Origin of the sequence: Legionella clemsonensis (assembly GCF_002240035.1) — a bacterium.
Classification (GTDB): domain Bacteria; phylum Pseudomonadota; class Gammaproteobacteria; order Legionellales; family Legionellaceae; genus Tatlockia; species Tatlockia clemsonensis.
The window spans coordinates 1102039-1128343 of record NZ_CP016397.1 but is presented as its reverse complement, the minus strand read 5'-3'; the positions used below and the strand labels follow the sequence as shown (position 1 = coordinate 1128343).

Here is a 26305-nt window from a genome sequence, read left to right as displayed (position 1 = left end):
AGAATGTTATTATTGTGGAGGTATAGCCGGGACATTTGTCCAGTCGCACTTGCAATTACCTTCAGCGTCGGGAGGAAAAGGAACGGCTGCAAAATTTGCCGGGAAACAAATAGGTATATTCCAGGCCGTGTCCCCTGGTCCTATGGCTCCAGGCAATGACCAGTAGCGCATTGATGTGTAGACTTTGCCTACTTCACTTTGCCAAAACACCGGTTGATAGGTCGCCTGATAGAAAAAGCGCTGTGCAGGACTACATGTAAAGGAAACTCTCCCCCAGGATTTGCCTTTAGGTATATCGACAGTGGCTATTTTATTACTCGTGCTGGCATCAACGGCAACGACCTGAACATCATAGTTTGTCCAGCAGGTATCTTTGGCCACTGTTAAAAAACAAGGAAATGCAAAGACGGGCAATGAAATTAATAAACTACTTATAGAAAACAAGGATTTTATAATCATAGCCATCCATGTGATCAAAAAATATACTACAAGTATAAACAAAATTTTGCTTTATTGATAAAAATAGGATGGCTTACTAGCGATAGCGTAATCCTCTGACTTGCTCATAATCATACCATTTGGCTATATTTTTGTAGATAGGTATAATCTTGCTCTGTCAAGTGAAAGCAGGATAACGCATTTTTAGCGCAATTAAATTAAAATGCGTGGATACATTTTACCCTGACATGAAGATCTTAGGTTGATTTCCACCCTATATCGGTATATTCTTCGCGCTTGAGGAGAGATGGCCGAGCGGTCGAAGGCGCACGCCTGGAAAGTGTGTATACGGCAACGTATCGAGGGTTCGAATCCCTCTCTCTCCGCCAACTCACTCATTATCTCACCGAGTTTTATGACTTCTCAATTAATTCGTTATTTTTATCAATCCGAAGATTATTTCTTTCGTGCCATCAGCAAAGAGAGCTTTAACGTTGCTGATCAGGCGATGGTGTATATCACCGATATTCCTGTAGCCAGTTTAAATCTTGTAGTTATACCTCGTCCTATTGATAAAGTGGAACTTTTTTTAAAAAAAATTAATTCACTGTTTATTAAAAAAAGCTTACCTTGGGCAGCCGTTTTCTCAGCAATTGATCCAGGAGAATCCTTGAAAAATTATTTGGAAGGGATTAATTTTGCAGAAAGCGAAAACACTACTCCGATGTGCATCGATTTAAATCAGGTTCCCTCTTTTAGTCCAGACGAAAGATTAGTTATAAAAACAACTGATAATCAATTAACTGACTGGAAATTACCTCTCATCGAGGCTTTTCATTCAACGGTTGAATTAACCTCTTTATATCAAAAAACACATGAATATGCTTTGGAAAAGAAAACTCAACTTCATCATCTTACCCTTTATCTCAAAGAGCAGCCTGTCTCCTCATTAACCCTGTCCTTTCATGGCAAACTCGCAAGAATCGATGATTTTGGAACTCTTCCTGCTTGTCAAGGAAAAGGATATGGAACTTACCTGCTTTCTTTTGCCTTAGACAAAATTAAGCAACTAGGCATTGAGTTGTGCTTTTTAGAGGCAGCAGAAACAGGATTGTCTCTCTATGAGAAAATGGGGTTTAAAATCCTTTTTAAAAGAAAGTACTTATGGGATTTTAATTGAAACCCTTCATGAGTCATATCCGTTGTCCAACATAATATCCCTTCATTTCAACTTTGTTAGGGAGAACCATTTTGTACAGAAAAATTGCTTATTTTTAAATTAATAAGCCAATTATGATGTATAATTGTTAATATTTTCTCATTCGATAGAAAGATAACATTAAAAAATAACTCATTTGATGGAACTTTACAATGATAAATAGTGCAGCCTATGCTTACACTGTGGTCGAACTCTTTGAAGAGCAAGTCAACAAAAACCCCAATAATATCGCCCTCAATGAAGATGATACCACCCTCACTTACCAAGCTTTAAATGAAAAAGCAAACCAATTTTCTCAATGGCTTCGAAAAAATAAGGTGCAGTCGGGTGAATTTGTAGGAATTTTATTAGACCCTGGCGTTGATTACATCGTCTGCATGTTAGGGATTGTTAAAGCCGGAGCTGTTTATCTGCCTTTAGATTCAATGGCACCTCAACTTCGTTTGGAAGAACTATTAAATGATGCTAAACCTAGTTTAATTGTTACCAACGAGCAATACATTAATCGCGTCAATCAGAGAAATTGTGCTGTACGTCTTCTTAAGCACATTTATTTAGAATCGGTTAGTTACCCTCGTTTAAACACTGAAGTTACTTCGTCTCCTAACTCTCCACTCTACATGATGTATACCTCAGGCTCGACAGGAAGACCTAAGGGTGTTGTTATTACTCACCAAGCCGTTGTTAATCTTAACAAAATTGATAATTATGCCAAAGTAAAAGAAGGCGAACGCGTCGCACAATTCAGTAATCCGGCTTTTGATGGGAGTACTTTTGAAATTTGGAGTGCTCTTTTAAATGGAGCAACCTTAGTTATCATCCCCTATATTATTCGCAAGGATCATACTCGGTTAAAAAATTTTTTAAATTTCAGCTCGATTACTTATCTTTTTTTACCTACGGGCTTTTTTCACCAACTCATTAAATCAGCAATGGATACCTTGGATAAAGTAGAGGTAGTGATTTTTGGTGGGGAACAAGTCAATCCGCTGCTCTTAAAAAAATTAAGTAACTATCGTAAACAACAAAAATTACCTATCACCCTGATTAATGGTTATGGGCCTACTGAGGCAACTACCTTTACTTGTCGACAAATTATTAATCATGAATGGGCAATCGATGATGAACGATTAGCAAGCATAGGTAAGCCAATTGAAAATGTTCAAGTTTACATTCTTGATGACAATAAAATGCCTGCATCTGAGGGAGAACTTTATATATGTGGGATTAATTTGGCAATCCATTATCATAACTCAACGATCAACGGGGAAAAATTTATTCCCAATCCATTTATTAACGATCATGAGTCTCCTTACGGTCGTTTATATAAAACCGGAGACAGAGTCCGCAAACTACCTTCTGGCGATTTATTATTTTTAGGCCGTTATGATGACCAAGTTAAAATTGGTGGTTTTCGCATTCATCTTAATGAAATAGAACATCAGCTCATGCAACATCCTTTGATTAGTCTTGCGGCTGTTAGAGTAGAGATTGGTGGTGGCTCTCATCAAATGTTAACCGCTTATATTGTACTATCCTCAATCAACGAGACTATTCACGCCGATGAAATTCGTGACTATCTAAGCCATAAACTTCCCATCTATATGCTCCCTGCCAAATATGTGCTAGTGGAGGACCTGCCTCTTACATCCGTCGGGAAGGTCGACAAGTCAAAGCTTGATCAGATAAATCACACTGATCTATCACTTCATGTGGATACTGCACCCTCAAGCTTGATTGAAGAAAAAATAACAGCTATTTGGCAAGAGCTTTTAAACCGCAACACAATAGACGTCAACAAAAATTTGTTTGAACTTGGCGCCAATTCACTACTTATCGCTGAAGCCTGTACAAGAATTAATGAAACGCTTAATTCCGAATTACAAGTTTCACATATTATTTCCTATCCAACCATTCATAAATTGAGTCGATTTTTAGATGGAGATATCGAAACGCCTATTGTTAAAGAAATCCATGCGACAACCTCTCACGATATAGCTATTATTGGCATGGCGTGCCGATTCCCTCAAGCGAACTCGCTTGATGAGTTTTGGCAAAATATTCTTGAGGGAAAAGATTGTTTGACCTTGTTTCCATCAGACCGATTACATTCCCCTAAAGCATCTAATAAAAATTTTATTCCTGTTCGCGGAATACTCGGTGATGTGGATAAATTTGACGCCAACTTTTTTGGTTTTAATCCTGTTGATGCCAGTATCACTGATCCTCAACAGCGAATTTTCTTAGAGTGTACCTGGTCTGCATTGGAGCATGCAGGCATTGCTCCTGGAAAACTACAGTCAAAAACGATCAGTGTATTCGCTGGAATGGCAGACAGTACTTATTTACATGAAAATTTATTGAAAAATAATTGGTTTCGCAAAGAGCATGATCGTTTTCACTGCCGAATAGCAAGTTCATCCAGTATGCTTAGCACCCAAGTTTCTTACAGACTTAATCTTAGAGGGAAAAGCCTTAATGTAAATACCGCTTGCTCTACTGGATTAGTAACAGTCAATGAAGCTTGTCATGATTTAATTTCAGGAGAATCAGACATTTCTATTGCTGGTGCGGTATCTATTGTTGTACCAGAAGAAGATGGTTATCTTTATACTGAAGGAAGTATTGAATCACCTGATGGAAAATGTCGTCCTTTTGACGAGATGGCAAATGGCACTGTCTTTTCCAATGGCGTCGGGATCGTCATCCTTAAACGATTAAAAGATGCCATTGCTGATAAAGATACTATTTATGCCGTTATTAAAGGCAGAGGAATAAATAATGATGGTGCAGATAAACTTGGATTTACAGCCCCAAGTACTAGTGGTCAATCGGCATGTATTCGTGAAGCTTTAGGGACTGCCAAACTTAGTGCCGCAGAAGTAAGTTTTGTTGAAGCCCATGGAACAGCAACAACACTCGGTGACGCAATTGAATTTAACGTTTTAAATACCGTTTATAAAGAACAGACAGATCAAACTCAATTTTGTGCCTTAGGCTCGGTAAAAGGGAATATTGGTCACACAGATGTTGCAGCAGGTATGGCCGGACTAATCAAGGTTAGTTTAAGCCTCTACCATCGCATAATACCGCCGATGATAAATTTCCAAAAATCCAATCCCAATATTGCCCTGGAAAACAGCCCCTTTTACATCAATACCCAACCAATTGAATGGAAAAAAACCAATTCTTCAAAACGACATGCAGGGGTCAGTGCATTCGGCGTCGGCGGCACAAACACTCATATGATTTTAGGAGAATATATTCCTAAAGAAAAAGCCATCGCCTCAACCTCTGACCAGCTCTTTATACTTTCAGCAAAAACTTCCGCTGCGTTGGAAGAAAATACGGAGAAGTTTTTAAAGCATTTATCTCTCTACGACGAATCAACCCTGCCCTCTTATCTTCCTAAAGTGGCTTATACCCTGCAAACAGGAAGAGAAGACTTTCAATGGCGACGTATAGCAGTAGGCAAAACGTTTGCAGAGATTCAGAAGAGTTTTTCTCAATCGAAATTACATCAATATACAGAGCAACCTCCCCATAGCATCATATTTATGTTTCCGGGACAGGGAATGCAATACCATCAAATGGCTGCTCAACTAATGCAGGAATTTCCTTTATTCGGGGACTTGGTTACAAAAGGTTTTCAAATTGCTAAATCCTATCTTAACTGTGATTTGGAAACCATTCTTAATAATCCTGAGGATCCACGACTACACCAAACCCAATATGCTCAACCTGCCCTATTTATTATTGAATATGCATTGGCTCAACTACTAATTGAATTGGGTATTAAACCGCAAGCTCTTATCGGGCACAGCCTGGGTGAGTATGTTGCTGCTACTCTTGCTGGTGTTTTTTCTTATGAGGATGCTATTGCCTTAGTTTGCGAACGGGGACTTTTGATGTCTAGTGCTCCAATAGGAGCAATGTTAGCGATTGAGTGCAGCGCCGATGAATTTAGAGATATTCAAAAGCAACTTCCTGAAATTGAGTTTGCTGTGCACAATGCAACAAATCACTGCGTTGCCTCATGTAAATCTGAATTTGTCGAAACTTTAGAGAATTATTTATCTCAACTGGATCTTCCCTATCAGCGTTTAAAGGTTAGCCACGCTTTTCACAGTAGTTTGATGGAAACCATCGAAATACCTTTTAAGGAAATTTTTAGAAACATCACATTAAATCCACCTGCTATACCTATAATTTCAAACGTCACCGGCAATTGGCTTACAGCCGAAGAGGCCGTGGATCCTTGTTATTGGTATCGTCATTTACGTAATACAGTTTTACTCAGTGAAGGCTTCGGCAATCTGCTACAAAATAAGCATTCCCTTTTTATAGAAGTAGGACCTGGTCGCGGTTTATGCACTTTCCTTAAAATGACAGCTAATACGATAGCTTCACCGGTTATCCAAACCTTACCGAACCATCATCGAAAAACAGAAGATATACAGACATTACTGCATGCTGTAGGGAGATTATGGCAAGAAGGAATGGTTATAAATTGGCTTGCATTGCATCATAATAAACCACTTCAGCGTGTTGCTCTACCTACTTACTCTTTTCAAAGACAAAGTTATTGGATAAAACCAGATAAATTCAGTGAAACTATCAATTTACCTTCTCTGTATAAACAGGTATGGGCGCACCAATTAGCCTATCTTAATCAACCGTTAGTTGACGCCGGAAAAATAGGTGAGCACACATGGATCCTATTTCATGAGAAAACGGAGGCTAGTAGTCAATTAATCTCATTATTAAAGAGATACAATGCCAAATTATTTGTCGTTGAGACCGGAGAAAATTATAGTGAAGTCGATTCGCGTACATTTAAAATTAATTTCGCGGTCAAAAATCATTATTTAAAATTATTTAAGAAGCTAAAAACCGAACTTGAGAATCCTATTATTTTCCATACTATTTCCTGCCAGCCCTTAACGATTGAACTGTCTAATAAAGATATAGATTCGCTGTTAAATTTAAGTTTTTTTAGTTTGCTATATATAACACAAGCTTATCTTGAAATAATTGGAGAGCATATTCCCTTACGTTATGGAGTTCTGACGCAAGGTACACAACGCATTTTAGGAACCGAAGTCATTTCACCACTTAATGCCAGCGTAATTGGTGCCTGTCGTGTGATTTCTCAAGAGCACCCTTCAATTACTTGTAGAATATTTGACATTAACTCAACCGATCATTCTTCTCTTGAAACTTATTGTTTACTCTATTTAATAAATATGTCAGTGAGTGATGTCTGGTTCAAGCAAGATACAATTACAGCTTATAGAAATGGTTACCAGTGGAATTTATCTTATTCACCAGCTGACTCTACACTAATTTACAATCGTTTTAGAAATAAAGGTGTTTATCTAATAACAGGGGGATTAGGTGGAATAGGCTTAGCTCTCAGTGAAGCTATAGTGGAACACGTTACTCATCCTACACTTATTTTTCTTTCAAGAACCCCTATACCCCAAGAATCGGCTTGGAAGGAGGCGCTTGCTGATCCCACTCATAAGTTCCATCAAAAAGTAAAAACTTTTAGCCTACTGCAGCAAAAAGGAGCTTCTTTGCATTTTTATCAGGTAGACATCACTGATTATGTGGCTTTATCTAAAATCATCAATCAATGCAAAGACCAATTTGGCTCTATTCATGGTCTAATTCATTGTGCTGGCGTTGCGGGGGGCGGACTTGCTCAATTAAAAACGCGAGAAATGGCCGATAAGGTTTTACACCCCAAAATTCATGGAACTTTCAATTTAATAAGAGCATTTGCCGATATGCCACTGGATTTTGTTGTATTGATGTCCTCTATCGCAGCGCTGTCAGGAGAGCCAGGACAAATCGATTATTGTGCAGCAAACTCTTGTTTAGATACCTTTGCTATAAGTAATTATTTTAATTCCAATTTTGTTTTAAGTTTAAACTGGAATACCTGGCGAGAGGTTGGTATGGCAGTGGAAACTAAACATTCTGGTGATATGAACTGGTTTAATCGTGGTAATGATATTTCTCCCGAGCAAGGAAAGGGATTATTTTTGCAAGCTCTACAAACCAATTTCACAAATCTTGCAGTGTCTAATTTTGATATAACAACCTACAAAACACTGGTAGCTGAAAATAATAAACTTTTTGAATCCCCTGATATTAAAGTATCAAGAACTGATTTAAATATTGACAATGACTATCACCAACCTCGAAACCTCATAGAAACTCAGCTTGCTCAGCTCTGGCAGGAAGATCTAGGAATAGAGAGCATTGGTATACACGATAATTTTTTTGATTTGGGTGGACACTCACTAAAAGCCTTGAAATTAATAGAAAAAATTAATCATACTTTTCATCGTTCGTTAGCCGTTACTCAGCTTTATCAAACACCTACTATTGCTCAATTGAGTGAAATTATATCCGGTCAAGATAATATAGAATCACTAGATATTCTTGTGCCCTTAAATCATACAGCCAATACACCCAATCTTTTTGTCTGTCATCCCATAAGTGGTTTAGTGTACTGTTTTGATTCTTTAACTAAAGCATTTAGTCCTCCTCTTTCTATTTATGGACTCCAAGACCCAAGCATAAGCACTGATTGTTTACTTTATAGTGATATTCCATCGATGGCAAAAGCCTACTTGGCTGCTATTAAATCTATTCAACCTCATGGCCCCTATTATTTATTAGGCTACTCATTTGGAGGCAGTTTACTTTATGAGGTGGCTGCTCTATTAAAAAAAGAAAATAATCAAATTAACTTGCTAGGTCTTATTGATAGTTGGGCTGCATTTTCACCAAAACAAAGTGATGAATCTCACTTTAAAAGTCTATTACGTGTTTCTCATCCGGATTTACCTCCTAATTTGGTTCAATTAGCCTGGGCAAGAATGCAGCTGCTGCTATCCCATACACCCACAACACTCAATCAGGATATGCTATTATTTAAAGCAAGTGATCTTTTTGAGGATTATAAGTCTATCAATGATCCTTCAAATGGGTGGTCAAATTTCAACAAGGGGAAAATTACTTGCCATTTGCTAGATGCGAATCACGAAACTATTTTAAATGCTAAAAATAGCAAGCATATTGTAAAATGTATTCAACAATATTGTGGTCTTTAGAGCCGCTATAGTGAAGGACCATCAATGAAGTTGTCTAAGAAAGAAATGGTTATTTTAAGTAAAGCTTATGACGCACTAAAGCATTCATTCATCGTATTAAATAAAGATTTTAAGGTCACTTATATAAATAATTACGCTAAAAAACTTTTTGGCTTTACAGAACAAGAAATCAATGAAGCTGTTTCTTTTAACGAGCTTCTAGAAAAACATAAACTTCCTCCTCTTTTTATCGATCAGGAAAATTTTACTCTTAATGAAGAACCTATAAAAATTAAAAAGCACAAAAAAAATGGGAGCTTTTACGTGGTAAAGTCGATAAAAAGCAGTCTCTTTTCCTCTTTGATAAGGATGTGACTGAGCAAGAAGAAATGTATGAGATTCTCACTCGTTCTGCTAGTGAAGTTACCGGACAAGTTTTTGCCAAAAGACTTTCAGCTCAAGAATATATGGATGAGATTCGAGGTTGTTTGGAAAATGTGATTCGCCAAATGCCCTGTTATGTATATTGGAAAGACAAAGAATTTCGTTACATCTTTTGTAATGACATCACTGCAGAAATTATGGGACTGCCTTCGGCAAAACACGCTATAGGTAAAACAGATTATGATTTTGGTTGGGACAAAGCATTAGTTGATACTTATCGTGCTACTGACAAAAAAATTATTACCACAGGCGAACCTATTTTAAATTTAGAAGAAAAATTAATTGATAAAAATGGCCGCGTTTACCACACTCTTGTAAACAAGATGCCCCTTAAAAATCATTTAGGTGAAATTATTGGTCTTCTAGGTATTACTGTTGATGTCACTGGTGTAAAAAAAGCTGAAATTGCCAAAGCTAATTTTATAGCAAATATGAGCCATGATATTAGAACTCCTTTGACCGGTATTATAGGCATGGCTCAGCTTTTGGAAAACAAAGTACAAACCCATGAAGAAAGACAATTTGCAAGTTGGATTTATGAAAGTGGACAGCAATTGTTAAAACTGTTAAATGGGGTTTTGGACTTGGTATCCGCAGAACAAGCAAAAGAAGATGACATTCATAAAGATGTATTTGACCTTCGTGAAGCCATTGAAGATATTATTTTTCTTGAGAAACCAACCCTGTTTCATAAAAACCTTCAGTGTCATCTCACGATTGACCAGGAAGTGCCTGTGCAAATTCAAACTGATCGTTTTAAATTGAGCCGCATTATTCTAAACCTCGTGGGAAATGCAATAAAATTTACCGAGAATGGCTCTATAACTATTCGAGTGAAAAAAATTTCTGGCATTCCTGATAGGCTTGAGTGTCATATTTCTGATACCGGAAAAGGCATCCCCAAAGCTTTGCTACCCAAGATATTTGAACGTTTTTACCGCGTATCTCCTTCATACAAAGGAGACTATACAGGACATGGTTTAGGTTTACATATTGTAGAAAAATTTATTGCCTTACTAGGAGGTTCTATTAAGGTAAACTCCATTGAAAATGTCGGCACAGAGTTTATTTTTACTATCCCTTTTATTCCGATAGAGAATTCTCAGGAAGCAGTAAACAAAGCAGATTACAAGTTGTCAATAAATCATGAGCAACAACCCACTGCCCCTACTTATTTACCATTAAACACGACACCTGATGCGCATTATAACCTTTTAATCGTGGAAGATAATAACATTGCCTTACGCATAGCCGAAACTCTATGTCTACAACAAAATTGCCAAGTGACTAAAGCAGTCGATGGAGAAACTGCTTTGCAACTGGCAAAAAAAGAAAAATTTAACTTAATCATCACCGACATTGGATTGCCAGGAATATCAGGCAATGAGCTTACAAAAGAAATTAGACGATGGGAAGAGGAAAATAATGTTGCGGCTGTGCCTATCGTTGGATTAACCGCTCATGCCTCTAAAGATGCCAAAACTGAATCTCTGGAAGCAGGGATGAATGATTTATTCGCAAAGCCTCTACAGATGAATTTATTGCAGAATATCCTCAAGAAATATTCACCCCCCCAGAAAAATTCCCCAGCTATTCTCACAGTTAATAATAGTGATTTCTCTCAAGCTGAGGAAGATTTATTCAAACTTGATGAGTTTCCTCTTCTTGATGCAGAAATCGGTATTAGTACCTTGGGTAATGCAGTAATTTTAAAAGATATTTTAAAATCTATGGTTAATAAAGAATTACCCGTAGAATTGGAAGAACTAAAAACCGCTTATTTAAATAAAGACTGGACGCATATTAAGAGTCTTGCTCATAAATTAAAGGGTGGAGCAGCCTATTGCGGCACTTCACGTCTTAAATATGCTTGCCAATACTTGGAGCGCTATCAAAAAGCTGGGAACAGCGAATTACTTGATAAACTCTATCATCAATTAATTGCTGTCGTAGAAGATACAAAAAAAACGGTTATGATTTGGCTAGAAAAAAATGATGATTTTCTATAACTTAATAAACTTAAACAGGCAAATTTTAATGGGGAGCTACTACACCCCCTCTTTACTTTTTGAAAACATCACCAGCAACATGATAAGTGACCTCCTCTTCTAAATAACCATTTCCACAATGTTGCGCAATTTTTATTAAAAGCTCCTGCTGCTGATAATTTTGAATTTCAGGGTCAAACTCGCTGCAGTCTTTTTTGGTCAGCGTGCGCAATTTTTCAAGCTGCGTCTTATTTATAGTGACCGGTGGAAAAAAAGCCTGCCCTCTATTCCCCAGTGCCAGCAATCTGGCTGCTCGTCTGATCGCTAAAAAGTCTTCAGCTCCGTTATCCAATGGCTGATTGAATTTATCTTTTGACACAGGCCGTAAGTGACCCTCTAAAGTTAGAGCAATTGCAATAGCCCGTTTGGGATCGTCAAAAAGTAAATCAAAGTTGTCCTGATTAAGCTGATTGTTGTTATCAAGATAGCAGCATGCACAAGTTAAGGTGCGAATAAATTGAAAATTTTTAATTAACTTTATAAGATTAGCGGGATTGAGGATATCAGCGTGATCCAGATCGGCCAGTAAATCAGAGAATTCACCGGTCATTAAATTTTTATTAAACAATTCTTCGCAAAGATTAATTCCTTCACTTTTGTCATCGACACTATGGATTGCCTGATACATATTTTCTAATCGTAAAAACCTTAAAATACGCGCAGCAATTTCGGCATTATGAGGTTGTGTGAGAGCAAGCTCTCGAGTAATAGGAGAATATTGCTTGGCTTTTATAAGTTGTTTGAATAGAAGTGCCACTGAAGCCGCATGTTCAGGCACTCTACTCATGGCATTTTTATTTTCGATACTATCGAGGGAGATGGCTTTTAAAATTTTTATCCCTTCAGCCACCCTATTGGCATATTGAGGTTCGCGAATGACAATCATTAAATTCTCATCACTTAAAAGCTTATTCTCTGAAAGAATAGCCACTGCTTCAACCAAACTACTGTAAAATTGAGGAGATTGAAAAAGCGTACTTAAAATCAGTTGCGCATGTTCTGGTTGTAATTTGCACTTTTTAAGTGCTTCAACAGCAAGCCCTATTTTCAAATGCTCATTCTTAATAACACTTTCCAACAGCTCTAATAAATTAATTTCGCTGTTCCAACCCGCTTCGCGAAACGAAAGTAGTATACTTACTACTCGATCTTTTGCTTTCAATATTTTGGAATTTAGACAAATTTCAATATGACTTTGGGTCAATGCTTCTTTCGCATGAGCCAACTCTTTTAGAATATCAAGAAAATCCAAGGTATCTTGGCTAAGATTGCAAATTGCTGAGAGATTGCCTCGTATTAATTTAGGGTTGATAGAGGCTAATATGGATAAAACACTATGCAGGGAACTCAACAAAGGTGAAAAGGCCAGGAAATTTAACTCCTCATCAGTAATACCGCTTTCCTTTAATAAAATAATGCTTTTGGCCATGGCGCAAGGTGCTGGACTATTCGCAATCAATAATAAGGTCTGTTTTGTCAAAACTTTCGCCTCTTTAAGAGAGGCAATATCTTTTAATCTTTCATGAAGAAAAGACAAAGGAATTTCATGAATAAAATCGGAAAGCGGTGGATTCAGTGGATACCCTTTTAATATCTCAATTAATAAGGATAGATTTTCTGCAAATTCTTTATATTTTTCCAGCAGAACAACATTAGTAGCTGATAGTTGCTTATTTTCTTTCAATCTTTGCAGGGCATTTCTTCCACCAAGCTCCTTAAGAAGCGCCTCGAAGGTGTTACTGCTTTCTGAACCATTCCACGTTTTTTTCCGTAGACAAATTTTAACTAATTCAAGCAATTTTTCAGGAGTTAATTCCTCCCTAATCTCTTTAACTTGTTCATGATAAAATTGGCGCAACTCAGCAATATGAGGCTCATCTTTTACTGTTCGTCCATAGCCTTTTTTAGCATCATAACTTTCAAGGTATTCTTTAATTTTTAAAATTTTCATCTAGTCATTCCATCCATGCTTTATCCTACTTCTTATGACGCCGAATGCAGGGGCGTAGTATGTGCAAAAGAAAAATAGCGATAGCTAATTAAATAGTCAACTAGAGAATTAATCATTTTCTTAGGAATGTCAAAAAGCATGCTATTGTTAATTTTTTAAATGTAATGTATAACAATGACCACGTAGGTATAATTAAAATTATTATGACTCAACAACCTGTTTCTCCCGAGAATATTTTGGCCGATGGTGCAGACTACGCTGAATTTAAAGGGGTTCAAGTAAGAAAGGCAACAGTAGCCGCATTTATAGCTAATATTGAACTACTTGAAAATGCCAAGGCTTCACCTGAAGATAAGCATCAAGCGATACGTGTGCTGATGGATTTAGCGCCTTCCATTGTAGCAATTGGTTTACCTCAGCACGTCCATTTTAAAAATGAGATAGTAGAATCCATTATTAAAGAAGCTGAAAAACAGTTTACTTCGTAGTTATCGGATATTCTGGAATACCATTCACTAAATGGGAAAATAGTAACTTTTACAATTATTTCCTGCTCTCTGTAAAACCATCAGTATTCTTAGATGTGATACGGTAGAGGACATGTAGTGACAAGGGATGCTCCAAAGGCAGGTTTGGATGACAGAAATTATCCCTTTCATCACAGCTCATGCCTATTTTTTGCATGACCCGTTGAGAGCGCACATTTTTTAACGTAGTAAAGGAAACAATTTCCTTTAAACCTAATTGCTTAAAGCCATAAGCCAACAAGGCCTTAGCTCCCTCTGTTGCCAATCCTTTTCCCCAGAAAGGAAGCGCCAAACGCCAACCAATTTCAACGCAAGGAGTAAAATGACTGGAAAAAGAAGGCGTGTTAAGACCAATAAACCCTATAAACGCCTTAGTTTCTTTTAATTCTGCGGCCCACAAACCAAATCCATGTTGCTGAATATGAGCATGAATACGGGCAATCATGGCAAGTGTTTCTTTTTCGTCTAGAGGAGCAGGAAAATACTCCATCACTTGAATATCAGCGTTCATCGCAATAAAAGAAGAATAATCCTTGTCGTACCATTCTCGAATAATTAAACGTTCACTTTCTATAATCTGCATAGTTATTCCTAAAATCAGTCTTTAAAGTGTAGAGCGTGGGCTTTAATACTCTTGTCCACCAATTCCCAAGCTATAATCTAAAAATAGAGCGAAATAATCTCTATTAATTTATATAATTTGCAAGCTCAGAATGACCGCCTCTTTATTGCAAAAAATAAATCTTGCGTTCTTATCCTTTTTCTTATAAAAATCTCACTTTATTTTAATTTTCTATAGAAATTAATAGACAAAATACAAAAATATTATACAATTTTTGACCCATTAATGCTTCATTTTGAGAGACCAAACAGTCAGTGATTAAGCAAAAAAAAGATAATGCCGCTCCAGTGAGTGATGGCGGCTACCGACGCGGACTAAAAGATCGTCATGTTCAATTAATTGCTCTTGGCGGTATTATTGGTTCCGGTTACTTTCTGGGGACTGGCGAAGTGGTCAATCAGGTAGGCCCTTCTGTCTTTATTGCCTATATTTTAGGTGGCTTAATTATTTATCTTACCATGCTTTGTATGGGTGAGTTAGCAGTTGCCATTCCCATCTCGGGTTCCTTTATAACCTACACCGCTGATTTTATTTCTCCAACAATCGCGTGCGGTGTTGGATGGTCTTATTGGATTAGTTGGGTTGCCTATATTCCAGCCGAATGCATTGCAGGTGGAATTATCATGCAGCATTTTACAGGCATTAATGGCTATCTATGGGCGGTAGGATTTGGCTTGATTATTACCTATATTAATATCGCAAAAGTAGGTACTTTTGGTGAGATTGAGTTTTGGTTAGCTATTATCAAAATTTTAGCCCTAATGGGCTTTGTGGCTCTTTCCATTTTAATTTTCTTTGGCCTCATTCACGGGCCACAGCCCGGTGGTATTATTGGCGGAAAGTATATCTTTGGTCAAGGCGGCCTGTTTCCCAACGGCGGTATGGTTTTATTGACTGCGATGGTTTTACTCCTGGTAAATTACCAGGGTTCGGAGATTATTGGCCTTGCTGCCGGCGAATCCATTAATCCTGCCCGTATGATACCCCGCGCAATCCGTACAGTAACCTTCCGAATTCTTTTTATCTACATTATTCCCGTTTTTTGTCTTGTCCTCATTTTTCCCTGGCAAAAGGCAGGTCTTGCTAACTCCGTCTTTGCCGATGCACTCAATTATTATGGCTTGAAATGGGCTGGCGCAGCGACTAGTTTTGTGACTCTAACAGCAACTCTTTCCTGCTCCAATTCGGGGGTATATGGAATTGTTCGTTCATTGAATGCCTTAGCACGCAATGGGATGGCTCCGCATAAACTTAGTAAACTTAACCGTAATGCCGTTCCACAAAACGCAGGTATTGTTACACTAATTGCCATCTGGACATTGCTTGCTGCTGGTTACTTTTTTGGACAATCAATGTTGTATATCGCTTTACTGCTTGTATCAGGTTTTACCGGTGCGACTGCCTGGATTTCCCTGTGCTGGGCACAAATTAACTTCCGCAGACGATTATATAAAGCAGGCTATACCGTAGATGATCTAAGTTATAAAACTCCAGGCTCGCCCTATACAGGGATTGTCGCTATTATTTTAATGTTAGCTTGTTTAATTTTCCTAGTTTTAAATAATGATCCTACGTATAAAATAGCGTTTGTTATGGGTTTGATCAGTTTTGTGGGTCCTATTTTGGTTTACAAATTAGGAGGATTTGCAAAACGACGTAACGCAGCCATGGAAGCAAGTCAGCATTTACAATTTAAAGATATTTTTCCCGAGCGTAAAAAAGGTAATTTAACGCAGGCTTGATAGATGTAACAGGAGAGTCTTGAGGAAGCGCAGCATAATCAAAACTGCCTTCTGCTTTCTCTATCCTGGAGGGTAATCATCTTATTGAACGTGAAATATTTGTCCCGTTTGTAACCCTTCTACACTCTTACTGTAAGCAAGAGCAACCCGTGCAGCGCTGACCGATTCATAGCCTCGGAAATAAGGAGCATATTTGTCCATTGATTCGGTTAAGACAGTTGGACTCACACAATTAATTCGCTGTTTTCCAGGCATTTCTATCGCCGCTGCAATTACAAAAGAATTCAAAGCACCATTAACCAAAGACGCAGATACCCCATAGCGAATAGGGTCATAACTTAAGATGCCACTTGTTAAAGTAAAAGAACCCCCATCATTCAAATAATGACGACCGATCAACACGGTATTCACTTGGCCCATTAATTTATTTTTTAGACCTATGTTAAATTCCTCTTCATGCATTTGCATAAAATCATCAAAGTGTACACTACCTGTAGCAAGGACAACACCATCCACATGTTGAATTTTTTTAAACATTATCTCGATTGAATTTTTATCAGTAATATCCACATTAATCTCGCCCGTGCTAAAACCTGCAGTAATAATTTCGTGGCGAAGCTGTAGTTCATTAACAACCGCTCGACCTATTGTTCCAGATGCTCCGATTACTATTATTTTCATATTTATTCTCCAAGATAAGCGCAACCAGTTTTAGTTAGTTTCGCAAAAAAAAATTTATGTTTCTATAAGCACCTGTAATTTAACCAGCCTTATACAAAAACCTTATAAAGTTCATTCTATCAACGCATTGTACAAATTTAGCTAAAGTGATATTATGTACAAATTGTTTATTTGTTAGATTATTTTTATGCTTTCAAAACCTGTCGTTTCTGAAGTTGTTGCTAAAAGAGCTGATTATTTAACATTATCAGCTTTAATTGATCGCTTTAATGGTTCAGAAGATAAGTTAACCCAACTTATGTACTTACAACAAATAGATATGTATTCGAAAGCGGTTATTGATGGTTCTGAACATGAATTTTTACAACAACCACCAAAAACACGTGCCAGCGGTTTGGCAGACTCTATATATACCTGGCGTAATCAGGGCAGAACCTCCCTCTCTGAAGAAAAAAATTTAAAAGAAGTGCTTCAAAGTTATGGTGTTCATGCAGATGCCTCTATTTTACTTAAAACTGTCCAATACGCAACTGCTTACCAACGCCAGCTACATCCTGAAGCAGTTAAACACAATCTTACAGAAGAGGTGCATTCGCTAAAAAATTTTGGTGAAGAAAGAAAGACTCTCTTTGAACTTTTAAAACAACGCTATTTGCTTTTAAAACAACTATTAAGAAATGAATACAAGAGTGAAGCTCAATTTGCCAATCTCAGTGAAAAGTTGCAAGATCTTCACTCGCAAATTTTCATTATGATTAATACATCGCCTACTCTAGGTCCTTGGATAACGGAGCAAATGCATTTATTTGCGTTATCTTATGCGGCTATTGATATAGTGCAGGAAAAAATTAATAACAAATTTGAAGAATATAATTTCGCATCCCTTCCAGGCCAAGTCAATAATGAAAATATATTGTTTACGCTTTTGACCAACAAAAAGAGACAAACATTGGCTGAAGCTAAAAGAGCTCCTGCTGAGATTATAAGAAACACTTCTTCTGCAACAGAAGAATTACCCCTTCAATTAGTCATCCGTCATGAGGCTCGTGATAATGCTGCTAATGAACAATGGCTCCAATCAAATGCAATAGCACGATTTTTTGTCGATGACTACACAACTTTCACAAAACAAGTCAATGAAGAAGGAATTTATGTCTATCATCCTGTGGCAATTAGTCAATTTGTCAAACAAGGAAATTTAAAGCAAATTGCAAAACAGCTAGAGGAAAAACCGGAGGTCATTGCCGAAAAAGCACAACGTTATTTTTCTCAGATCAGCGAATTTTGCGTAGAATTAATGCAACTTGGTTTTTATCATTCTGATATTAAACTATCTAACTTTTTAGTTGAGAACGACCACATTGTTATAAGCGATCGCAAAGCCATCACCAGGGATGCAAAATTCAAAGCAAGCTCCCTGCGAACAAGCATCTGGTTTTCACCTCCAGAGTTCGTAAAATTTGTTAACAGCAGACAAACCGGTATTAGCTATCGGGCATCCAGAATCCTGATGGATGCAGAGCCTTTTATGTCATTTCAAGTAGGAATAGCCTTAAAATCATTCTTATTAAGAGGTCTCACGCATGATCATCTTGTTCAAGTAAATATGTCAAAATTTAATTTTACACAAGACACCATCTTTGAAAACCTGGCTATCCTGGGTGATGCATTAACGAGAAGTATACCTACTGAGCGTATTAGTTTGGCGATATTTAAAGACATGTTGATTCCTGAAATCTTAAGACTACCCACTGAGGACTTTTTAAAAAGCCTTGAAATAAGAGCCGGTCGTAATCCTTTCGCAATTAATCAAGCCATTGAAAATTTAATAAAGTCAGAGACTATTACTCAAATTTCCCTCAATAATTTACTTAAACCTTTTGGTGAAAAACTGGAGTTGTTGGACCATGACGTTGAAGAGCTTGTATTGCAACTGTTTGAAACCAAAACAATGGATACCCTTTCTTATTATGAATATGCTGCCAAAATTAGAACTCTTGCATCTTTGACAGAGGATGACTCCACGGACGAAGAGCGTATATCCAAGCTCTATCAAGCCATTGAAGAAGCAAAACCTTTAGCTCAGCAAAGAGAAGAATCCATTGCTGCAATACTCTTAAATAAAAGGATTCATCAAATCGAAAAAAATTATGAACCTTATTTGGAAACTCTTCGAATTCGAAAGTTGGCCAAGAGATGGCAGGAGCGGACGCTTAGAAAAGAAGATATAAGCGAGTTGGAAAACACAGCAAACTATTTAAACCAATATTTGACCTCCTCTTTTGAAAGAAAACCACAGCGACTAAAAACAAGTTTTACTGAACTTAAGACTATTATTTCTCATTATTTAGAAGAAACCATTTCTTCCAACAATCATAAACGAGCTTGGTTTTTTGAAAAAATCCTGGCTTGGCTGCATATTCGCCCTATCCCAAATAGGGTCACATTAACAGAGTGGATAACTGATCCTGATTTTACAGTAAGTAATCTTCTTTTAAACCACCTTTCAATCAGTTCAAAGGAGCAATTATTTAATGGCCATGAGCTATTGAAACCATTACTCTCCTTTTATAACAATTCTTCTGATTCGTATCAAAAACTACAAAAACTGCAGGAAGGACCTCCAAAAGTTAAGTTTGCGAAGGAAATCTCACAGAAAACTTCTGATAATAGTATCCATCAAAAACGAACTACCGCAATGGCGAGTTCTGACACAACTAAGGAAAATGAGGACAACACATCCCTACAGGAAGATAATGGTTCTATGGTTATTCGAGACGATATTCAAGAAGAATGTGGTTCTGTAGTCATTCATAAGAAAGATCAAAAATCCACATCAGAAAGCAGTAGTAACCTAAGTACTCCAACAATTTGAATTAATTTTGACTTAATCTGACATAAAGGCATGCACCCGTCTTACATCGACGCTGTTAATTTACTAGGGTAATGGGCAAAATTAATACTTTTGCCCATTTGTAGCTACAGAGTATCCTGTTACTTATTAAACTTGGAAATATATTGAGCACCCCCTTCAGTGTTTTGAGTTTGCTCATTTTGCTTTAGATTATTCAATTTAAACTTAAGCTCATTTATATAGGACTTTTCATTAAAAATAGCGCGTGTATCTCCTAGGTCGCTTTTAATTGCCTGGCGTTTTTTGGCATCAAACGCAGGGTAATACAACTCCCTAAAAAAATCCCTGGCGGTTTTTAGTTGTGTTTGATTCTTGGCAAACTCATTCTTTAAAATATTCTTTGAGGTCGCACCAATTGATCGTAATTGAACATTTAGCATTTTCTCATTCTTAAAATCATAATCTGACTTTAAGCCATAATACTCATTCTTTTTAAGCTCTTTCCGCAACAAGTCCATTGTTTTGGTCATACTTAAAAAATTGCTTCCACTGAACAAAAAGGGTTTCGTTGTATGTTGGCAAGCAGCATCGCAAAGTTCAGGGAAATCTTTTGCTTGAGCAATGCGTTCATACACATTGTCTGTTATTTTATTGGCTTTCATGGCAGTTAGCAGCGCTTCCTGTAATTTTAAAAAATCCGAATCCACGCGGCCTCTAGTAGACGACAATGCTTTGGATTCTTGAAATATTCTCTCTCCGCTATGGATAGTTTTTAGCTTGATATATTCTTCTTTCGCCAAATGATTGTGAGCTTCTTTATAAGATGAATGTAACTCTTCTTCTAACAATTCTGGAGTCACTTCGAAGCTTTTTCGACGTCCCAATAAATCCACATCACGAATTAAAAAATAGCTTTTACCCTTATCATCTGTAACCTGAACGACATTGCCAGAAATTCGATAATCGGTAATGAAAAACCCACTTTCATCAAAGAATTCATACAATTTCTTTTGCGGGCCGTCATCGACAATATTAAAATCGGTATCGATTTTAATATCTTCACCATTAATGTACGGCATATCGATAATTCTACCTGACTCACCAAAAAATTTTGCTGTGGCTAATTCCGCAAATTCGCCCTTATAAATGGACTGATACATCTGATTAAATGACTCTATCTTGCGGTTGATACCACCATATAGATTCATTTGCTTCTTCGCCAGCACTTTCAGAACCCGATATTCCCCTTGCTCGTTTTGATATAGATAAACACCTTCACTAAACCCACCTCCCTCTTTGTTGCCCTGCCCCGCCAAAGGGACTGCCTTAATAAAAATACCATCAAAATTATGAGGTTCTGCCTGCTCTAATTGCCTGATTAAAGCGGGATGTGGAGTAGTAATGAATTTTAACAAGGCTGGATTGGACATGATTTATCTCCTGATTAATCTCCTTCCCAAGTTAATCAATAATAAACCAATTTGATCTATAAAATTACAAAAACAACGAATTTTAGCATTCCTTTACAATGACTGATGACAAAAATTCATCGAATTCCCTGACTATATGCCATTAAATTTTTTCATTTCTTTTTTAATAAAGCAATTAAACGAACAGGGGCTTCAGTACCCCCCTTTATTTTGATAGGTAAAACCAAAATATAACTTCCTATTGCTGGGAGCGATTTTGCATTCGCTATATTTTCAACGATGTATTTTCCCGCCCCTAAAAGCATGCGATGAACCGGGTATCCTGTATCGGGTCTATCAGGAGAAAGTGTATCTATCCCCAATCCTGTGATTTTACGCTGCAAGAGTAACTCAGCAGTCTCTGCCGCGATACAGGGAAAATTATAATTATTGCGATATTTATGAGGATTACCCCAATATTTGTCCCACCCGGTTCTGACAATAACAAAAGAACCCGCAGTTATTTCACTATAAGCAGCTTCAAACGCTAAAATGTCCTTAGGACTCACAATATAATTGGCGTTCGCGACACCGGTAACATCAATAACGATACATGGAGATAGCAATTTATTTAAATCCAAGTCTGCTATAGTTTTACCTCCCTTGATACAATGAGCGGGAGCATCGACATGTGTACCTATACCTGCATCCATATCAAGGCGTTGCACACGAAATGAAATATCCAAACCCGCTTCATAATCATGTACATTGTGATGTTGAAATCCACAAGTGCCCTCCCAACAGGGAATTGACGCTGTCAGTGTATGCGTTAAATCGACAAGAGCATAGGGAAAATTCATTGGCTACCTGCTTGTTTATATTGTTCTATGACAAGAAACGAAAGTAATCTATTCCAAGGCATTCACAATCGCGAGGCTTTCAGTTTGCGAATTAAATTCAGGTACTAAACTTTTCAATAGAATATAAAGCTCTGAATTATTATGCATTGTACACGCCCTATTTAATAATCGAATTGTTTGCGTTAATTCCGTCCACTCCAAATGGCGAAATCTGGCTTTAAACAATTTTTCGTGGGAGGTTTGTACCAATTGTTCAGAGGCATGAAATAATTCTTCAAAGAGCTTTTCCCCTGGCCTTAATCCAGTGTATTCAATAGCGATATCTTTACCGGGTTCTTTGCCAGATAAACGGATCATCTGATCAGCAAGATAGCTAATTTTAATAGGTTCACCCATATCAAGAACGAAAATTTCACCCCCTATGCCATTAACCATTGCTTGCAGAATCAATTGGCAGGCTTCAGGAATAGTCATAAAATAACGTTGAATATCCGGATGAGTGACTGTTATGGGCCCGCCGGCTTGTATTTGTTTTTGGAATAAAGGAACAACGCTTCCTGCAGAGCCCAGTACATTACCAAAACGGACAGTAATAAATTGTGTATCGACACGCTCGTTTAAATTTTGGCAGTAAATTTCAGCCACTCGCTTGGTTGTACCCATTACATTGGTGGGATTAACTGCTTTATCGGTTGAAATTAAAATAAATTTTTCAACACCAACAGCCACACTTGCTTCTGCAACTACCTGAGTGCCAATTACATTATTTTGCACAGCAACACGAACCTGTTCTTCTAACATCGGCACATGTTTATAAGCCGCCGCATGAAAAACAATTTGAGGCTTAAATTGATGAAACAAGAAGTCCACTGCAGTTATATCGGTGACAGAAATTAATGCTAACTCAAACGCAATATCCGGGAATTTTTTACTTAACTCAAGCTCGATTTTATAGAGGTTAAATTCCGAATTATCTATAATTAATAACTTTTGAGGTTGCAGCAGCATAATCTGGCGACACAATTCAGAACCAATTGAACCGCCACCACCTGTTACTACAATACGTTTGTCTTGAATGCTCGATGCTATTTTCTGCCAATCCAACTGAACCTGATCTCTTCCCAGGAGATCTTCGATATTCACTTCTCGTAATGCGTCTACTTCCACCCGCCCTGCAGCTAATGCTGAAAGACTAGGCAATGTGCGAAAAGGAATTTTACACGCTTCACAATGATTTACTATGCGACGCATCGCTGCTGAACGAGCTGAAGGTATAGCAATAAAAATAAGATCAATACTATGTTCACCTACTAAATTAAGTAAATCCCGAGTTGTACCTAAAACAGGAACGCCGTGAACCTCTAAACCTCTTTTTCCTAAATTATCATCAATAAAACCAATGGGAAGATAAGATTTAGTACGTTTCAAGTCACGAACCAGCCCCTCTCCAGCTCTACCTGCACCTATAATTAAAACCCGTTTGCTTTCTAACGATTTCCCCTTTCCTTTCCAATCCCAATAGGAACGCAGAAGTAATCTTCCTCCACACAGAAAAGTGATTAACGTTAAATCATATAAAGGAAATACAGAACGAGGAATATGTTGCAGCAAAGAGGTAAAATAAAGAACCAAAACAGAAAGAACGGTAGCAAAGGCAGTGGCCTTAATAATTCTTGCCACATCGTTTAATGAAGAAAAGCACCACAAGCCGCGATAGACTTTAAAATAGTAATAAGATCCCGTTTGGATTAACGCCAAAATCAACAATGACATCAACGAATAGGAGCTTGTCAAATCGCGAGGAAAAGGCTGCAAGTTATAACGCAACCAGTATGCCAAATACCAGGCTAGTGGAATAGCCAGCATGTCAAAAGCAATAACAGGAAGTTTTTTATACAACTTTTTAAAAAAATAAACAAATCTCTGCATATAAACAAATCCTTTAGCTGAGCAAGATTCAATCCAGATAAATAGTGCCTTATCTTACTACAGCTTCAATTTAATAGGGTATAGATTTCATAGCGATAGGAGGATTTTTGACTATCGGATTTAAAATACGTTCTAAATTTATATCGTTTATCTACTTTTAAAGCTTGTTTGAGACACAAATCGGCGGGGGTATAAATGATTCTATCGTCTATCTTTAAAGAGGTTAAGATGATGACTTCGGGTTGACTTTTCATCACTTGATCACATAGCCATAAATACCTATTTTCCGTTGATAAGGCGGTCATTTTTTTATTATTTAAACAGTAGGAGTCGATAAAATTTAAAGAGCTGACATAGGGAATTAAACCACTATCCGCTAGAACGACGCGACTATCCGGCTGAACATACTTCTCTAACCAGGCAACTACTTCCTGCCGAAGTTTAATTCCTGCCTGAGGATTTATAGTGAAATATCGATAATGAGCTAGCGTCATTTTCGGAATGAACAAGAAAGCAAAAAGAAAGGCCGCCATTGTTAAATAAAAGGATCCTAAGTTGTCGTTCCCTGGAGTAAAATAGGAGATAGAATACTTCATCCCCTGCAGTGTAAGTGGCAAAAGCAGAATAAAAACAGGCAAAAATAAGCGATTTGCAAAAGCTACTACAGGATCTGCCCCGAAAAATAATACTAAATAGACAAGAGAAGGTAACCATAAAAAATAATACCGTTTGTCTTTGGCTTTTAATAAAGCAGGCAATGCAATTAATAAAAAAGGCCAAATAAGGCTGAGGTATTCCATACTCAGTACAAAAGAGAAGCTCCTAAATCCTTTACAATAAACCGCATTAGGGAATAGACGACCATAATATTGCCATCGCCAAAAAAAATAAGATAAAAATAACACTGCAAGAGTGAGACCGCCCAGAAATAACCCATAATAATAATTGCGGATATTGGTTTCAGGTTTATCAAAGAGAGCTAATCCATAAAACGTCAGCATTAATGCTGGTGCTTCTGGTCTGGTGAGACCTGCCAGTGCTAATAGCATACTGGCCACAATCCAATAACTCCAGTTTGACTGACCTCGCCTCTTGGGAAATAGTTGGTAACCCATCCCACGAAATAAAAAAAACAATGAGGAACAGATAAGTGCCTGATACACTGTTGTTTCCAACCCACTTACACTCCAAAGAATTTCTCCTTTGTAAAGTAATAACCACACACAGGGAAGGCAGGCAATCCATGGCTTAAACCAAAAACGGGAGAGAAAATAAAGGCTTAGTGTACTTAAAAAAAGTCCTGCCACGCCTAAACTTTTAAGGACAATCACTGGCTCAATATTTAATTGAAGGGCTATTGCTGCAAAGACAACAAAACTAAAATTTGAATAACCTTCCACAGGTTCTTCAGCAATATTCCATAGCAAACCATGCCCTTCTACCCAGTGTCTGGCATAGCGAAGTGAGATATACATATCATCAATTGTGAAAGGCCAGACTGCCTTGGTTTGTAAAACCAACAAATAGCCAAAACCAACAAATAAAGCGATAAATAAACCTGCTTTTTTTATCATTTAATTAATTAGAGCAATAAAGGTTAATATCAGAAAACAAAATAAATTAAAACGCGATAAATTATCATTAAAAAAGAGTGAAACCGGATCATCATTTTTTGGATTTCGCGTAGTCAGCCAAGCGAAACGCCATATACCTATCGCAGCGAAAGGAAGAGTTAGCAGAAAATAAAATGATTCATCACGTGCGTAAATGGTATAAAAAAAATAGGCGGCAAAACTTGCTATCGCAGTGATCACTATTAGAAGATCAAGTAAATGAGAAGAGTATTTTTTTAAAACTGCACGCGTTGAATAATGCAGCCCCAACTGTTTTTCCAGGCGACGTTTACATAATGCAATAAATAAACTGATTAGAGTGGCTGTAAAAGCCAACCACCATGAAATAGGTAATCCTATACCAATAGTTCCCGCTAAAACTCTTAATAAAAACCCACTGGCGATACATAATACATCAAGAATAGGTACATTTTTTAGCAAATGATTGTAGGCTAGATTTATTAATAAATACATGCCCAGTAATGCTGCCAGATTGCTTGAGATAGACCAACCTAATAATAAACCTCCAATTAAAAGAAAAGCTAACATGCCTACGGCAAAATCTACGGATACTTCACCTGATGCTAATGGTCGATCACATTTCTGTGGATGCAGACGATCTTCTTCGCGATCTTGAAAATCATTGTAAATATAAACCGCGCTTGCAATTAAACAAAAAGCAAGTGCAGCTAATAAAGCATCCGGAAGATATTCAACGGAGCCTGCGTAAAAAACACCAAGTAAAACAAAAGCTGCCTTAGTCCAGTGAGAGAGTCTAAGTAACTTGATAAAATGCTTAATTGATGTCATACCAGCCCTGAAAAATAATACTTTTTACCAATATATAAGCCACTATATCATC

Annotated in this window: 16 protein-coding genes and 1 tRNA gene; 8 read left to right on the top strand and 9 right to left on the bottom strand. The window is 37.4% G+C overall.

The genetic code is table 11. From position 1 onward, the window contains the following. Window positions 1-9 precede the first annotated feature (9 nt). Complete coding sequence (locus clem_RS04860) at window positions 10-459, bottom strand: hypothetical protein (RefSeq protein ID WP_094090594.1); 450 nt, start codon at window positions 457-459, stop codon at window positions 10-12. 280 nt (window positions 460-739) lie between these two features. Between clem_RS04860 and clem_RS04855 the strand changes: the two genes are divergently transcribed. From clem_RS04855 to clem_RS04835, 5 genes are all read left to right on the top strand, one after another. After that, window positions 740-827: transfer RNA gene (locus tag clem_RS04855), tRNA-Ser, on the top strand. A gap of 26 nt (window positions 828-853) precedes the next feature. After that, window positions 854-1618 carry a GNAT family N-acetyltransferase gene (locus clem_RS04850; protein ID WP_094090593.1) on the top strand — a complete coding sequence of 255 codons (765 nt, stop codon included), beginning with the start codon at window positions 854-856 and terminating at the stop codon, window positions 1616-1618. Between the two features lie 191 nt (window positions 1619-1809). Beyond that, complete coding sequence (locus clem_RS04845) at window positions 1810-8784, top strand: type I polyketide synthase (RefSeq protein WP_094090592.1); 6975 nt, start codon at window positions 1810-1812, stop codon at window positions 8782-8784. A gap of 24 nt (window positions 8785-8808) precedes the next feature. Further along, a complete protein-coding gene (locus clem_RS04840; RefSeq protein WP_094090591.1) occupies window positions 8809-9138 on the top strand; it encodes a PAS domain-containing protein in 330 nt (109 codons plus the stop codon). Continuing rightward, window positions 9135-11216, top strand: a complete 2082-nt coding sequence (locus tag clem_RS04835; RefSeq protein ID WP_094090590.1) for a PAS domain-containing sensor histidine kinase — start codon at window positions 9135-9137, stop codon at window positions 11214-11216. The genes clem_RS04840 and clem_RS04835 overlap by 4 nt, the downstream gene beginning before the upstream one ends. 52 nt (window positions 11217-11268) lie before the next feature. On the opposite strand, the gene clem_RS04830 is transcribed toward clem_RS04835, so the two are convergent. Next, the gene (locus clem_RS04830) at window positions 11269-13206 is read right to left on the bottom strand and encodes a hypothetical protein (RefSeq protein ID WP_094090589.1); all 1938 of its coding nucleotides are present in this window, start codon (window positions 13204-13206) and stop codon (window positions 11269-11271) included. Window positions 13207-13409: 203 nt separating this feature from the next. On the opposite strand from clem_RS04830, the gene clem_RS04825 reads away from it, so the two are divergent. Then, entirely contained in the window at window positions 13410-13694 is a 285-nt protein-coding gene (locus tag clem_RS04825; protein WP_157698181.1) for a hypothetical protein, read from the top strand. Between the two features lie 55 nt (window positions 13695-13749). Here clem_RS04825 and clem_RS04820 read toward each other — a convergent pair whose 3' ends face one another. Further along, window positions 13750-14316: a GNAT family N-acetyltransferase gene (locus tag clem_RS04820; protein ID WP_094090587.1), complete on the bottom strand. Its 567-nt coding sequence runs from the start codon at window positions 14314-14316 to the stop codon at window positions 13750-13752. A gap of 293 nt (window positions 14317-14609) precedes the next feature. On the opposite strand from clem_RS04820, the gene clem_RS04815 reads away from it, so the two are divergent. Continuing rightward, on the top strand, window positions 14610-16097 hold the full coding sequence (locus clem_RS04815; RefSeq protein WP_094090586.1) for an amino acid permease: 1488 nt from the start codon (window positions 14610-14612) through the stop codon (window positions 16095-16097). A gap of 81 nt (window positions 16098-16178) precedes the next feature. Here clem_RS04815 and clem_RS04810 read toward each other — a convergent pair whose 3' ends face one another. Beyond that, the gene (locus clem_RS04810) at window positions 16179-16778 is read right to left on the bottom strand and encodes a short chain dehydrogenase (RefSeq protein WP_094090585.1); all 600 of its coding nucleotides are present in this window, start codon (window positions 16776-16778) and stop codon (window positions 16179-16181) included. A gap of 187 nt (window positions 16779-16965) precedes the next feature. Between clem_RS04810 and clem_RS04805 the strand changes: the two genes are divergently transcribed. Then, window positions 16966-19653 carry a hypothetical protein gene (locus clem_RS04805; RefSeq protein WP_094090584.1) on the top strand — a complete coding sequence of 896 codons (2688 nt, stop codon included), beginning with the start codon at window positions 16966-16968 and terminating at the stop codon, window positions 19651-19653. Window positions 19654-19772: 119 nt separating this feature from the next. Here clem_RS04805 and clem_RS04800 read toward each other — a convergent pair whose 3' ends face one another. The 5 genes from clem_RS04800 to clem_RS04780 all read right to left on the bottom strand — a co-directional run bounded on the left by clem_RS04800 (window position 19773) and on the right by clem_RS04780 (window position 26253). Then, window positions 19773-21062 carry a hypothetical protein gene (locus clem_RS04800; RefSeq protein WP_094090583.1) on the bottom strand — a complete coding sequence of 430 codons (1290 nt, stop codon included), beginning with the start codon at window positions 21060-21062 and terminating at the stop codon, window positions 19773-19775. A 152-nt stretch (window positions 21063-21214) separates the two neighbouring features. Beyond that, window positions 21215-21901, bottom strand: coding sequence for a cyclase family protein (locus clem_RS04795; RefSeq protein WP_094090582.1), 687 nt, complete (start codon window positions 21899-21901; stop codon window positions 21215-21217). A 48-nt stretch (window positions 21902-21949) separates the two neighbouring features. After that, the gene (locus clem_RS04790; protein ID WP_094090581.1) at window positions 21950-23830 is read right to left on the bottom strand and encodes a polysaccharide biosynthesis protein; all 1881 of its coding nucleotides are present in this window, start codon (window positions 23828-23830) and stop codon (window positions 21950-21952) included. 65 nt (window positions 23831-23895) lie between these two features. Then, window positions 23896-25404 (bottom strand): protein LphB, encoded by a 1509-nt coding sequence (locus clem_RS04785; RefSeq protein ID WP_094090580.1) that lies wholly within the window; start codon window positions 25402-25404, stop codon window positions 23896-23898. Next, complete coding sequence (locus clem_RS04780) at window positions 25405-26253, bottom strand: decaprenyl-phosphate phosphoribosyltransferase (protein WP_094090579.1); 849 nt, start codon at window positions 26251-26253, stop codon at window positions 25405-25407. Between the last annotated feature and the right edge of the window lie 52 nt (window positions 26254-26305).